The sequence below is a fragment of the Arthrobacter sp. 01T428 genome (assembly GCF_056398685.1).
Genome location: NZ_JBFTPW010000001.1, coordinates 336,102 through 349,686 on the forward strand (window position 1 = coordinate 336,102; position 13,585 = coordinate 349,686).

The 13,585-nt window shown below is 61.8% G+C and carries 9 protein-coding genes; 8 read left to right on the top strand and 1 reads right to left on the bottom strand.

The genetic code is table 11. The annotated features are described in order from the left end of the window. Window positions 1-80: 80 nt before the first annotated feature. The 4 genes from AC1DJB_RS01635 (at window position 81) to AC1DJB_RS01650 (ending at window position 6,875) form a co-directional block, all read left to right on the top strand. The gene (locus tag AC1DJB_RS01635; RefSeq protein WP_441432533.1) at window positions 81-1,847 is read left to right on the top strand and encodes a GNAT family N-acetyltransferase; all 1,767 of its coding nucleotides are present in this window, start codon (window positions 81-83) and stop codon (window positions 1,845-1,847) included. 439 nt (window positions 1,848-2,286) lie between these two features. Next, window positions 2,287-4,062, top strand: coding sequence for an ABC transporter family substrate-binding protein (locus AC1DJB_RS01640; protein ID WP_059387469.1), 1,776 nt, complete (start codon window positions 2,287-2,289; stop codon window positions 4,060-4,062). Window positions 4,063-4,242: 180 nt separating this feature from the next. Further along, a complete protein-coding gene (locus tag AC1DJB_RS01645) occupies window positions 4,243-5,784 on the top strand; it encodes an ABC transporter permease (RefSeq protein ID WP_284991408.1) in 1,542 nt (513 codons plus the stop codon). Beyond that, window positions 5,781-6,875 carry an ABC transporter permease gene (locus AC1DJB_RS01650; RefSeq protein ID WP_306958666.1) on the top strand — a complete coding sequence of 365 codons (1,095 nt, stop codon included), beginning with the start codon at window positions 5,781-5,783 and terminating at the stop codon, window positions 6,873-6,875. The genes AC1DJB_RS01645 and AC1DJB_RS01650 overlap by 4 nt, the downstream gene beginning before the upstream one ends. Before the next feature lie 24 nt (window positions 6,876-6,899). Here the strand turns inward: AC1DJB_RS01650 and AC1DJB_RS01655 are convergent, their stop codons facing one another. Then, complete coding sequence (locus AC1DJB_RS01655) at window positions 6,900-7,526, bottom strand: PH domain-containing protein (protein ID WP_284991411.1); 627 nt, start codon at window positions 7,524-7,526, stop codon at window positions 6,900-6,902. Window positions 7,527-7,680: 154 nt separating this feature from the next. Here AC1DJB_RS01655 and AC1DJB_RS01660 point away from each other — a divergent pair, with 154 nt between their 5' ends. The 4 genes from AC1DJB_RS01660 to AC1DJB_RS01675 all read left to right on the top strand — a co-directional run bounded on the left by AC1DJB_RS01660 (window position 7,681) and on the right by AC1DJB_RS01675 (window position 13,580). Beyond that, window positions 7,681-9,453, top strand: a complete 1,773-nt coding sequence (locus AC1DJB_RS01660; protein ID WP_441432663.1) for a dipeptide ABC transporter ATP-binding protein — start codon at window positions 7,681-7,683, stop codon at window positions 9,451-9,453. A 423-nt stretch (window positions 9,454-9,876) separates the two neighbouring features. Further along, window positions 9,877-11,559: a peptide ABC transporter substrate-binding protein gene (locus AC1DJB_RS01665; RefSeq protein WP_284991415.1), complete on the top strand. Its 1,683-nt coding sequence runs from the start codon at window positions 9,877-9,879 to the stop codon at window positions 11,557-11,559. Between the two features lie 133 nt (window positions 11,560-11,692). After that, window positions 11,693-12,622: an ABC transporter permease gene (locus AC1DJB_RS01670; protein ID WP_284980705.1), complete on the top strand. Its 930-nt coding sequence runs from the start codon at window positions 11,693-11,695 to the stop codon at window positions 12,620-12,622. A gap of 7 nt (window positions 12,623-12,629) precedes the next feature. Continuing rightward, window positions 12,630-13,580 carry an ABC transporter permease gene (locus tag AC1DJB_RS01675; protein WP_059387473.1) on the top strand — a complete coding sequence of 317 codons (951 nt, stop codon included), beginning with the start codon at window positions 12,630-12,632 and terminating at the stop codon, window positions 13,578-13,580. Window positions 13,581-13,585 lie beyond the last annotated feature (5 nt).

Here is a 13,585-nt window from a genome sequence, read left to right on the forward strand (position 1 = left end):
CTCCTCGTTCCGTGACTGGCAGCGCCACCTTGAGCGGCCGCGTTGAACGTTCAGGCTATCTGGGGCGATAGGATACTGCCATGCGCCTGACCAACGTCACGCACCTGCGGCTACCGTTCGGACGACTTTGGGGCTATGACGTCAGCGTGTCTGCGCTCCGCCGGCGTCTTCCGGTGTCCTTTGATCAGCGGCTCCATGTAGGAGCCGGCGACCGGCCCGGCTCCTGGATGGCAATGTCTTTTCGGCTGCCTGCACCAACTCGTCGTGAGTCGATTGCCGATGCCTGGCTGGCCGTCGTCGGCCGCCACGGCACGCTGCGAACGGCTTTCGTTCCCGGTGAGGACGGTGAGCCGGAGCTTTACGAAATTGATATTGGTCCGGGAACCTGGGTGGAGCATCAGGTGTCTCCAGGCCAAGCCGTCAATGACGCAGTGCGGGACATTCTCGACGCCGCGTGCTCGCCATACCAACAACCCTCACACCGCCTGTGCGTATTGGAGACTGCTGCCGGACTCACGGTTGTGATTGCAGCCGACCACTCCCACGTCGACATGTGGTCGATGCTGGTGATCGCGCGCGACCTGCTGTCGGCCCTCGACGCCGGGAGCGCCGGCCGCGAATTGTTGCCCGAGCCAGCCCCGGCATTTGTTGAGCACACGCAAGCACTTCTAGACCGGAAAGCGGCGCCGGACCACGTGCGTCAACGGTGGGAACAAATCATCGGGGACAGCGGCGGAGTCATGCCGCAATTCCCGTTGCCCCTGGGTGCGCCCGATCCTCAGCGCGAGCGTGTGGAAGTCCGGGATGTGTTCGATCTCGACGACGGTGCGGCGTTCGCGGCGCAAGCCCGCAACGACGGCGTCTCGACGCTCGCACTCGCTGTTGTTGCGATGACCGCGGTGACCCGCGAGTTGGCGGGAACCCCGCTGCGGGCTGTGTTTCCCGTGCACAGCCGCTTCGACGACAAATGGCATGACTCAGTCGGCTGGTTCATTACCAATTCGGTGCTTGAATCTGCGGTCCCCGAGCCGCTCGCCGCGGCGGCCGCGGTAAAAGAGGCTGTGCAGCTTGGCTCGTGGCCGCTCGCGGACGTTCTGGCTCCATGGGGCGGCATGCCCGTCGCTCCTGGGATGTTCGCGATCTCCTGGCTGGACCTACGCAGGCTGCCGGTACGAATCGACTCGGTCGGACTCGACGCCCAGTACGTGAGCGCGACAATCGACACGGACGGCGTCATGCTTTGGTTCATCCTGGACGAGTCCGGCCTGCATTTGAGGTGCCGTTATCCCGACACCGTTGAGGCTCGAGCCAACGTCGGCGGATGGCTCGATCTGCTGGTCGCTCGTTTGCAGGCAGATGCGCGATCCTCGGTTCGAGGACTGCTGCGGGTGGCGGGCCGGACCTTCAGGCTGGAACGGGCGAGCCGCGATGATGTCGAGGCCATCGCCGCGCTGCTGTCCGATGATCAGTTCGGCCCCGATCGTGAGTGCGTCGAGCTCGAACGATACGAGGCGGCCTACAACCTGGTTGTTCGGGACCGCTCCAACTATCTGGGGGTTGTCCGAAATGATGCCGATCGCATCGTTGCCACGATGCAATTGACTGTTATCCCAGGACTTTCCCGGGGTGGTTCTTCCCGCTTGCAGATCGAGGGACTGCGGGTTGCTGCCGCGGAACGTTCACAAGGCCTGGGCACCGCGATGCTTGAGTGGGCACACAATTTTGGGCGTGTGCGCGGGGCGCAACTGGCGCAAGTGACCACAGACGAAGCACGGGAGCAGGCTCGAGCCTTCTACACCCGACTCGGATACCGGACGGCCCACGTAGGACTGAAGCGCCGGATATAGAAGTCCGATACCTCGCCCTCGCTGCGTTCTTTATCACGGGGACCGCCCACATAAGTGAATTTCTCGCCCATGCACCTCAACGTAAACCCCAACACGAGGTCTGGATACCGCTGCACGCTGCCATCGGATCGTGAGATCTGTTCCAGGCACTCCCCGCCAGGAGGGTTCAGTGATGGGGAATTAACTGACATAAGCCCCCGGTTCGCCGTGAATCGGGGCTTATGTCATGTTGGCGCGGATCACGGAACCCCTAGGACGTCCTTCAATGATTGCATCTCGATAACAAACTTTACCGGCGGGAAACTTTAGACCCAAAGATCCGTTCCGGGCGCTAGGCTACTGCTCATGTGAGACGAGCCACAAGCCTGCTGAGGGGGTTGTGGCAGTCTGCCGGAGTCAACAGCGCCGGCTTTTTCCACTCAAAAAAATAGGAGGCGGAATGCGTTTCGGACGTACTTCCAAAGCAGTGGGTATTGCGGCAATCGCCGCGATCGCACTGAGCGCCTGTGCCGGCAATTCCGGTGGCAATACCCCATCCACTGGAGCAGCCAAGACGGGTGGCACGGCCACTGTGGTCGAGGTCAACGCTTTCAACACGTTCAACCCCAACACAGCCGATGGCAATACTGACATCAACTCCAAGGTCAGCTACGCAACGCACTCGGGCTTCTACTACATCGACAACAAGCTGAACGTCGTACACAACGACAAGTTCGGCAAGATGGAGAAGGTCTCGGACAACCCGCTGACCGTCAAGTACACCATCAACGATGGTGTGAAGTGGTCTGATGGCACCCCGGTCTCCGCAGCTGACCTCCTCCTGCAGTGGGCGGCGTTCTCCGGCTACTACGACGACGCCGATGCCAAGGCAAAGACGGGCACGTCCTATTTCTCGTACGCTGGTGACAACACGGGCCTGAGTCTGACGGACTTCCCGGAGATCAGCAACAACAACAAGACCCTCACCCTCAAGTACTCCAAGCCGTTCGCTGACTGGGAGATCGTGCTTGGTGGTCCTGGCATTGACGTTCCTGCCCACGTCCTTGCGCAGAAGGCCGGCCTGAAGGACACCCAGGCTTTGATTGACTTCTTCAAGAGCAAGCCGCGCGGAGACTCCAAGGCACCGCTGCCCGCCGACCCGAAGCTGAAGGCAATGTCGGACATGTGGAACACCGGCTTCGACACGAAGACGCTTCCCGCTGACCCGACCCTGTTCCTCTCAAACGGTCCTTACATCGTCAAGAGCATGAACCAGGACCAGTCCCTCACCATGGTTCGCAACAAGGACTACAACTGGGGACCGACTCCAAACCTTGACGAAATTACCGTCCGGTACATCGGTTCGGCGCCGGCACAGGTCCAGGCCCTCAAGAACGGCGAGGCGGACATCATTGCCCCGCAGGCTTCCGCGGACACCCTCGACCAGTTGAAGGCTCTCTCCAGCCAGGGCGTCACTGTCGACCAGGGCAACCAACTGGCCTTCGACCACTTGGACCTGAACTTCTCGGGTCCGCTGGCCGACCAAAACGTGCGTACCGCCTTCATGAAGACGGTGCCCCGCAAGGACATCGTCAGCAAGATCATTGGCAAGCTTGACCCGAACGCGAAGCCGCTGGACTCGCAGATCTTCGTTCCCCAGCAGGCTGCCTACGCTGACTCCGCCAAGAACAACGGCTCCTCGGCCTACCAGGACGTGGACATTGATGGTGCCAAGAAGCTCCTGAACGGCGCTACTCCGGAAATCCGCATCATGTACAACAAGGACAACCCCAACCGCGTTGACGCCTTCTCGCTGATCCGCGAATCCGCCACCAAGGCTGGCTTCAAGATCGTCGACGGCGGCCTGGGCAAGTCCGACTGGGGCAAGGCCTTGGGCAAGGGCGGCTACGATGCCACCATCTTCGGCTGGATCAACCCGGGCGTCGGTGTCTCCGGCGTTCCGCAGATCTTCAAGACCGCTGGTGGCAACAACTTCAACCAGTTCAGCAACACTGACGCTGACAAGTTGATGGAAGAGCTCGTGGTCACCACCGACCGCAGCAAGCAGGATGATCTGCAGAAGCAGATCGACAAGAAGATCTGGGACTCCGCATACGGCGTGCCGCTCTTCCAGTCCGTGAACGTGGACGCCTACAGCGACCGCATCACCGGTGTGAAGCTCATGCCGAACCAGACTGGCGTTTGGTGGAACTTCTGGGAGTGGGCTCAGAAGTAAGGCCCAACTAGCGCGCAATATCGCCAGCCGAGGCGCCGGGACCGACGTATCATGGTCCCGGCGCCTTCGGGTTGGCGAACCGGCACATTGTCTGCTTCCCCAACGACCTCAAGCAGGGAAGGGGCACGATTCTGCGATAGGCGCCGGAGACCCCGGGCCTGGATTTCGAGGTTCTTCACCATGGTGACCTATATCGTCCGGCGGCTCGTAACCGCCGCATTCATTCTCCTTGGAGCTTCTTTCCTGGTGTATCTCCTGACGGCGTTGTCCGGGGACCCTTTGGAAGAGCTCCGCACCAGCAGCGCGCCGAACCGGCAAGCACTGATGGATGCGCGGATCAATCTGCTCGACCTCGACACACCGGCGCCGCTGCGCTATTTCAAGTGGTTGGGAGGCGCTGCCCAGTGTCTGGTTCCCTTCGGCAATGCCTGCAATCTCGGTAAGAACATTGCGGGGCAGCCAATCACGGAGGCGCTCGGTTTCGCGCTGGTCCAAACCCTGACGCTGGTTACCGGTGCGACAATCCTTGCGATTCTCATCGGCATTTCGCTCGGCATCGTTACGGCACTGCGCCAGTACAGCGCGTTGGACTACGGCGTAACCTTCATGGCGTTCCTGTTCTTCTCCCTGCCGATCTTCTGGGTAGCCGTTCTCCTCAAGGAATTCGGTGCCATCGGCTTTAATGACTTCCTCCGAAATCCCGAAATACCGCCGGTCGTGGCCCTTGGAATCGGGGCCGTCCTGGGCATCGTCGGGGCCGTCGTCGTCGGCGGTGCGGTGAGGCGCCGACTGATCGTCGGAGGCTCGGTTTTTGCGGCTGTTTCGCTTATTCTCTTCTACTTCTCGCTGACTCAATGGTTCCGCAATCCGGGCCTGGGGCCGGTCATCATCGCCATCATGGGGGTGGGAATCGCCTTCGGAATCACGATTTTGGTTTCCGGACTCAAGAACCGCAAGGCCCTGCAATCAAGCCTGATCGTGGTGGGCATTGGCGTGGTTGCCTACTTTGCTGTGCAGCCGCTGCTCAATGACGCGACCGGGCTGATGATCTTCCTCCTGGCCATCGCCACTATCTTGGTTGGCGTGGCAGTGGGGTACTTCATGGGCGGCTACGACCGCGGCCAGTCCATGCGCGCCGCTGGGCTGACCGCCTTCCTGGTCGGGTTCCTTGTGGTTGTGGACAAATTCATGCAGGCTTGGCCGTCCTATTTCAACAACAGCCGGGTGCGCGGGCGCCCCATCGCCACGATCGGGGCAGGAACCCCGAACATCCAAGGCGATTTCTGGATCATGTCGACAGACACCTTGACCCACCTCGTCTTGCCGACGATTGCCCTCATCCTTGTGTCGTTGGCCAGCTACACCCGGTTCACACGCTCGTCGATGCTCGAAATCATGAACATGGACTACATCCGGACTGCGCGGGCAAAGGGTCTGAGCGAACGTTCCGTGATCATGGGCCACGCCTTCCGGAACGCCCTGATCCCTATTGCAACGATCGTTGCTTTCGACATCGGTGCGTTGATCGGTGGCGCCGTCATCACGGAAACGGTCTTCTCCGTTCGGGGCATGGGTTTCCTGTTCATCGACGGACTGCTGCACACTGACCCGAACCCCGTGATGGGCGTGTTCCTTTGTGTTGCAATCACCGCCATGGTCTTCAACCTGATAGCGGACCTCGCGTACTCCGCGCTCGACCCACGCGTAAGGATCAAAGCATGAGCCAGCCAACCCAAGAGGAAGAACTCCTCGCGCAACAGGCGCTTGCCGAAGCTGCAGCCACCCATGCAAGCAGCGAAGTCACCAGCGGCCTGAGCCAGGGCCAGATTGTCCGCAAGAGGTTTTTCGGCCACACCGGCGCCCTGATCGGGCTCGCGGTTTTTGCAGTGATCTTCCTGCTTGCTTTCACCTCGGTGGGCGCATTCGGGATTCCCGGATGGTGGAAGTACAACCATGTGGACGTTTCGCCCTTGGTCAATGACGGTGCCCCCACGTCGTCGTTTTGGCCGCTCGCCTGGGGAGAGCACCCCTTCGGCCAGGACCGTATTGGACGCGATCTGTTTGCCATGACCATGCGCGGTGCCCAACAATCCATCACGGTCATGGTCCTGATCGGCGCCATCGCGGGCGCGGTCGGCGCAATCGTCGGGGGACTCGCCGGCTATTTCCGCGGCTGGGTCGAAGCCATCCTCATGCGCCTGACCGATGTCATCATCATCATTCCGTTGCTGCTCCTTGCGGCTGTTGTTGGCCAGATAGCCAACCGCAGGGATGAGGGAAGCTGGCTGACCGGATTTGCCGCCAACAACGGCGTCGTCATCCTTGGCATTTTCCTCGGCTTTGTGAGCTGGGTGGGCCTCGCCCGCCTGGTCCGCGGTGAGTTCCTGACCCTGCGCGAGCGGGAGTTCGTTGACGCAGCCAGGATCTCCGGAGCGTCCAACGCAAGGATCATCTTCAAGCACATCCTCCCCAACGCCGTGGGTGTGCTGATCGTCAACGTGACGCTGACCATGTCCGCGGCGATCCTGCTCGAGACGGCACTCAGCTACCTGGGCCTCGGCGTGAAGGCTCCCGACACCTCGCTCGGCCTGCTGGTTGCCCAGAACCAAGAAGCTTTCGCAACGAGGCCGTGGCTGTTCTGGTTCCCCGGCCTGTTCATCATCCTCATCTGCCTCAGCATCAACTTCATCGGAGACGGCCTGCGGGACGCCTTCGATCCCCGGCAGAAGAAGTTCAAAGCCAAGACCGCCATCGAAACCACGCGCCACTCGAGCACGACGGCGCCCGTTGCCGACGCCTCGAAAGGCAGCTGAGTGCTACCCGTCCAGGGAAACCTCCTACAGGAAGACCGCCCAGTAACTGGCCGCGGCCAGGGCTACCGTGGCTGCTATCCGGAACCATCCGATGGCAACGGTCACCGAAGCGTCTTCAGCCCGGCCGGGCTCCACGCGTCCGGCCTCGACGAGGTCCTGCCAGCGGGTGCGCACCAGGATCGCTGCGGCGCCGGAATCGGTGTTCTTGAGATCTCCGGGGCGAACCGAGCTGCTGGGGCCGTAGGTGGTGCCCGGGAGTCCTTTGAGATGCTCAGGGCGGGCATTGCGCCCGCCCCAGATTCCCGGCGCGGGAGCAGCCCACGCCGGATACTTCTTGCGGGGCGTCACCAGCGTGAGGGCGTAGCGGGTATCAACCTGCACCAGGGCATCCCACGGAACATCGATGGTCCGGAAGGGATTCTCCAGCGCGACGCCGGAATCCCGGACCACCACAACCGGGCGCCAGAAGAGCAACCAGCCAAGAAACGCTACGAAGAGCAGGGGAGTGGTTCCGGGAAGGGAGCGCGGTCCGGCTGCCACGAGCGCAACAACCACTCCGAAAACGGCAACTGCCCAGCAGATCCAAGCAAAAATCTTGCTGGTGCGGGCCTTGAAGATTTCGACATTTCCGGCATACGGCGCTCTGCTCATGCCCCTAATAATTCAGGATTCCGGGCTACTTCACTAATCACCCCTTGGAGGGTGGCCCGGTCGGAAGGGAAGACCCAACATGACTGACAACGCCAGCCCCGAACCGGAGGCCACCCACCTCGAGACCGAGTCGGATAAGAGCGCGCGCGGGGCCATGGTCCTGGAAGTACGCGATCTCAGCGTCGACTTTGGCGTGGATAAGAAATGGGTCCCTGCCGCCATCGGACTGAACTACGAGGTCAGGGCCGGCGAGGTCCTCGCGATCGTCGGTGAGTCCGGGTCCGGCAAGAGTGCAAGTTCCATGGCACTGCTTGGCTTGCTGCCCAGCAACAGCCGTGTCCGGGGGAGCGTCAAGCTCTCGGGCAAGGAGCTGCTGGGTGAGAAATCAGGCAACATCCGTGAAGTCCGCGGCAAGGATGTCGCGGTCATCTTCCAGGAGCCCATGACCGCGCTCAACCCTGTGTACACCGTGGGTACGCAAATAGTGGAGACGATCCGGCTGCACAACTCGATCTCGCCCGATGAAGCCAAGCAGCGGGCCTTGCGCATGCTCGAGCTGGTGGAGCTGCCGGACCCGGAGAAGGCCTTCAAGTCGTATCCGCACCAGCTCTCCGGCGGCCAGCGGCAGCGAGCCATGATCGCGCAATCATTGTCCTGTGATCCCAAGCTCCTGATCGCAGACGAACCCACCACTGCCTTGGATGTGACGGTCCAGGCTGAAATCCTGGACCTGATGCGCAACCTGCGCAACAAGCTGGACAGCGCCATCGTCCTGATCACGCACGACATGGGTGTTGTGGCCGACCTCGCCGATCGAATTGCCGTGATGCGCCAGGGCGTCATCGTGGAGAGCGGCACTGCCCAACAGATCTTCAGCAACCCGCAGCACGGATACACACAAGCTCTTCTAGCCGCTGTTCCCCACCTGGGACAGGGTGCTGACAGCGCCGACGTTGACGTCACCGCGGCGTTGGCTGCCGCAACCCACTCCGAGCTGGAATCGGTCGATCACGATGAGCTGGTCCGCCGGGAACTTGAGAACCAGGCCGCTTTGAAGGCGGCGGCCGAAGAAGCAGCCAAGCCCAAGGGTGAGCCCGTACTTGAGCTGGTCGACGTCGCCATCGAGTACCCCAAGCAGGGCCGGGTCCCCGCGTTCCGAGCTGTCGAGGGAGCCAACCTCGTGATCTACCCCGGCCAGGTTGTAGGCCTTGTGGGGGAGTCCGGATCGGGCAAGACGACCATTGGACGCGCCGCCGTCGGGCTGTTGCCCGTAGCCGCGGGCAGCATGCGCGTGGTGGGGCAGGACATTTCCGCCGCAAAGCGGAATGGAAAGCAACTGCACGAAGTGCGCCGCGACATCGGCATGGTGTTCCAGGATCCGTCGTCGTCGTTGAATCCGCGGCTGCCCATCGGCGAAAGCATCGGCGAACCGATGTACCTCGCCGGGGTCGCGAAGGGCGTCGATCTGCAGAAACGGATTGAGACCCTCCTGGACCAGGTGGAATTGCCGCGCGGGTACCGCAACCGCTATCCACATGAATTGTCAGGCGGCCAGAAGCAGCGCGTCGGCATTGCCCGGGCGCTCTCCCTGCAGCCCAAGCTGATGGTCGCGGATGAGCCGACATCGGCGCTGGACGTCTCGGTGCAGGCGAAGGTCCTGGAACTTTTCCAGAACCTGCAGAGGGAGCTGGGATTCGCGTGCCTGTTCGTGACGCACGACCTTGCCGTGGTTGACGTGCTCGCGGACCGGATCTGCGTGATGCAGCGGGGCAGGATCGTGGAGCAGGGCACCCGCGAGCAGATCCTTCGCAATCCGCAGGAGCCGTACACGCAGAGGCTGCTGGCCGCGGTGCCGCTGCCGGACCCCGAGAAGCAGCGTGAGCGTCGCGAACTGCGCGCCCAACTCATGGCGGCCGGCATCGAGTAGCAACCCGAAGGCACTCGCGGCGGCACGAACTGATGGTCGCAACCGAAAGAGTCTCCGTCGCCATGGGCGGCGGGGGCTCTTTTTTGGTGCTTGTTGACGCGCTGGCCAGGCCGGTTGCACACCGTACGGGATGCCCGAAAAACCCTGGTTTTCCGGGGGAAACCAAGGGTCAGGCATGTCGAGTGTAGCAAGGAAAATCCCATTTCGTGAAATGACTGCTTCATTTACTTGAAATGACTGCTTCATTACTAAAACTGTCAAGTGCACACTTCGTTGTTCATGCCAATGGGATTCCATATTTCGGACAAGCTGTGGTTAGGATTACACATCCATGTAGGCCGCGTCACAGGATAATTCTGTGCCTGGCCCCGGGGGCAGCTATGAGTTGCCCCGACCCATCCCCCTGAATCCATAGGAGGCGGAATGCGTTTTTCGCGCACTTCCAAAGCTCTTGGCTTGCTCGCAGTCGCCGCGCTTGCCCTCACCGGATGCGGCAGCGCTGGCTCCGGAAGCAGTGGCCCGACCGCTGCCGGCGATCCGAACAAAATCATCACCGCATACAGCAATGAACCCCAGCACCCCCTCATCCCTTCCAACACCAACGAGGTGTACGGCGGCCGCGTTGTCGACCTCCTGTTCGAAGGCCTGACCAGCTACGACGCCAATGGCAAGTCCGTGAACGCACTCGCGGAATCCATTGACACGAGCGACGGCCAGAACTACACCATCAAGGTCAAGAAGGGCGCCAAGTTCACCAACGGCGAGGCAGTCACCGCCAAGAGCTTCGTTGATGCTTGGAACTTCGCCGCACTGAGCACCAACGCCCAGTCCAGCAGCAGCTTCTTCGAATCCATCGAAGGCTACGACGCAGTCAGCGCCGTCACGAAGACCAAGGGCGCGGACGGAAAGTCAACGTCGACTCCCGCACCGACCGCCCAGACGATGTCCGGCCTGGTGCTGAAGGACGACTCGACCATCACTGTCAAGCTGGCCCAACCGGAGGCCGACTGGCCGCAGCGCCTCGGCTACTCCGCCTTCATGCCGCTTCCGGCCGACGCCCTCAAGGACCCGAAGGCCTTCGGCGAAAACCCGATCGGCAACGGCCCGTACAAGATGGCCGCCAAGGGTGCCTGGCAGCACGACAGCCAGATCGCCCTCGTCAAGAACCCGGACTACCAGGGCACGCGCATGGCCAAGAACGGCGGCGTGACCTTCAAGTTCTACACCGACCCGGCTCCGGCTTACACCGACGTCCAGGCCAACAACCTTGACGTAACCGACGTCCTGCCCACGAACGCCCTGAAGACCTACACAACGGACTTCCCGGACCACAGCCTCAACAAGGCTTACGCGGGCAACGCAACCCTGAACATCCCGAACTACCTGCCTGAGTTCCAGGGACCCGCCGGCCAGCTGCGCCGCCAGGCCATCTCCATGGCGATCAACCGCGATGAGATCACCAAGGTCGTCTTCAACGGCACCCGCATCCCTGCGAAGGACTTCACGTCGCCGTCTATCGATGGCTACAACGCGAACGTGACAGGCTCCGACGTTCTGAAGTTCGACGCCGCGAAGGCCAAGGACCTCTGGGCAAAGGCAAACGCCATGAGCCCGTGGCCCGCCGACAAGGTTCTGCAGCTCGCGTACAACACCGATGGTGGCAACAAGGAATGGATTGACGCCGTTGCCAACAACCTGAAGAACAACCTCGGCATCAAGGCGGAAGGCCAGCCGTTCGCCAAGTTCGCCGAGATCCTGAACCTCCGCACGGCTAAGACCCTCCCGGGCTTCACCCGCGCCGGATGGCAGGCAGACTACCCGTCGCTGTTCAACTTCCTCGGCCCGCTGCTGAAGACCGGAGCCAGCGCCAACTACGAGGGTTACAGCAACCCTGAGTTCGACAAGCTGCTCACCGAGGGCCTGGCTTCCAAGTCCACGGACGACGCCAACAAGAAGTTCACCCAGGCTCAGGAAATCCTCTTCAAGGACCTCCCGAACCTGCCCCTGTGGTACCAGGCACGCCAGGCTGTATGGAGCCAGAACGTCAGCAACGTTGACTCCGGCTGGAACGGCGTCCTGCTGTACTACAACATCACCGCAAAGTAGTCCTACTGGACTTGTTCCAAGCTCGTTAGCGTATGGGGGTCCGGCCACAAACCGGGCCCCCATGCCTTGATTCGGCACGAAAGCTGTCCCAAATGAATCCCCACATTTTCAAGAGCGCCCAGGAACCGTTGCTGTGACCCAGTACATCCTCCGGCGTTTGCTGCAGGTCATTCCCGTGTTCCTGGGAACCACCCTGCTCGTGTACTTCATGGTCTTTGCCCTCCCGGGCGACCCCATCCGCGCCCTGTTCGGCGACCGACCGCCCAGCGAGTCCGTCATTGCCGCGCTGCGCCAGCAATACAACCTCGACCAGCCGTTCTGGGTCCAGTACGGACTGTTCCTCAAGAACCTCTTCACGTTCAACCTCGGGGTGGACTTCACCGGCCAGCCAATCGCCGCCACCCTCGGCCGCGTTTTCCCGGTCACCGCCATGCTCGCCGTCGAGGCCCTTGCCATCCAGGCTGTCTTCGGTGTGGCCTTCGGCTTGATTGCAGGCTTGCGCAAGGGAAAGATCTTCGACTCCACCGTGCTTGTCGCGTCCCTCGTGGTCATTGCCGTCCCGACGTTCGTCCTGGGCTTCGTGCTTCAGCTCGTCGTTGGGGTACAGCTTGGCTGGGCCAAGCCGACCGTTGGATCCAACGCGGATTGGGGCACCCTGATTCTTCCGGCCGCCGTCCTTGGCCTCGTGTCCTTTGCCTACGTGCTGCGCCTGACCCGCGCCTCGGTCATTGAAAACATGAACGCCGACTACGTCCGCACGGCAACCGCAAAAGGCCTGTCCCGCCCCCGCGTGGTCCTGGCCCACATCCTGCGAAACTCCATGATTCCCGTGGTCACCTACCTGGGCGCGAACCTGGGTGGCTTGATGGGCGGCGCGATCGTCACCGAAGGCATTTTCAACGTGCCCGGCGTCGGCCAGAAGCTCTACCAAGCCGTGATCCGCAGCGAAGGCCCCACAGTCGTCGCCATTGTGAGCGTGCTGGTACTGGTCTTCGTTGCCGCCAACCTGTTGGTGGACCTCCTTTACGCCTGGCTTGACCCCAGGATTCGCTATGAAAAGTAGATCCGTTATGAAAAGTAACCGTCAGATCGAGCACTATGTTGCCCCAATCGACGAGACACCGCTGCTGGCGACCGATACCCTCAAGGTCGACGCAGCACCCCTGAGCCTGTGGGCGGATGCCTGGCGGAAGCTCCGCCGTCGGCCGCTCTTCATCATCTCGGCGCTCATGATCCTGCTGCTCCTCGTGGTCGCGTTCTTCCCGGGCCTCTTCACGCAGACTGCCCCGAACGACAACTGCCAGCTGGGCGACTCCCTCGCGGGCCCCTCGGCCGGCCACCCCCTGGGATTCACCTTCCAGGGCTGCGACATCTACTCCCGCGTCATCCACGGCACCCAGGCATCCTTGACTGTCGGCGTCGTCTCCGTCATTTTCGTCCTGATCATCGGGGTCACCCTCGGTGCACTGGCTGGCTTCTTCGGCGGCTGGGTTGACACCATCATTGCCCGCATCGGCGACATCTTCTTCGCGTTGCCTTTGGTCCTTGGCGCGCTGGTAGTTACCCAGCTCCCCTTCTTCCGCGAGAACAAGAGCGTGTTCACGGTGGTCATGGTCATCGTGATGCTCGGCTGGCCCCAAATGGCCCGCATCACCCGCGGTGCCGTGATCGAGGTCCGCAACGCGGATTTCGTCACGGCCGCACGCTCGCTCGGTGTCTCCAAGATCGGCACGCTGGTCCGGCACGTCGTTCCGAACGCGCTCGCGCCAATCATCGTCCTGGCCACCATGGAGCTTGGCGTCTTCATCGTGACGGAAGCAACGCTGTCCTTCCTTGGCATTGGCCTGCCCGGCAGCATCATGTCCTGGGGTAACGACATTTCCGCGGCGAAGGACACGTTGCGCACCAACCCCGAGGTGCTGATGTTCCCCGCAACCGCACTGTCCATCACGGTCCTGAGCTTCATCATGCTTGGCGACGCGCTGCGTGACGCCCTTGACCCCAAGAGCCGCAAGCGATGAAGGAG

Coding starts and splice junctions, on each gene's coding strand:
- AC1DJB_RS01635 (WP_441432533.1), top strand. CDS start 81: ATGCGCCTGACCAACGTCACGCACCTGCGGCTACCGTTCGGACGACTT.
- AC1DJB_RS01640 (WP_059387469.1), top strand. CDS start 2,287: ATGCGTTTCGGACGTACTTCCAAAGCAGTGGGTATTGCGGCAATCGCC.
- AC1DJB_RS01645 (WP_284991408.1), top strand. CDS start 4,243: ATGGTGACCTATATCGTCCGGCGGCTCGTAACCGCCGCATTCATTCTC.
- AC1DJB_RS01650 (WP_306958666.1), top strand. CDS start 5,781: ATGAGCCAGCCAACCCAAGAGGAAGAACTCCTCGCGCAACAGGCGCTT.
- AC1DJB_RS01655 (WP_284991411.1), bottom strand. CDS start 7,526: ATGAGCAGAGCGCCGTATGCCGGAAATGTCGAAATCTTCAAGGCCCGC.
- AC1DJB_RS01660 (WP_441432663.1), top strand. CDS start 7,681: ATGGTCCTGGAAGTACGCGATCTCAGCGTCGACTTTGGCGTGGATAAG.
- AC1DJB_RS01665 (WP_284991415.1), top strand. CDS start 9,877: ATGCGTTTTTCGCGCACTTCCAAAGCTCTTGGCTTGCTCGCAGTCGCC.
- AC1DJB_RS01675 (WP_059387473.1), top strand. CDS start 12,630: ATGAAAAGTAACCGTCAGATCGAGCACTATGTTGCCCCAATCGACGAG.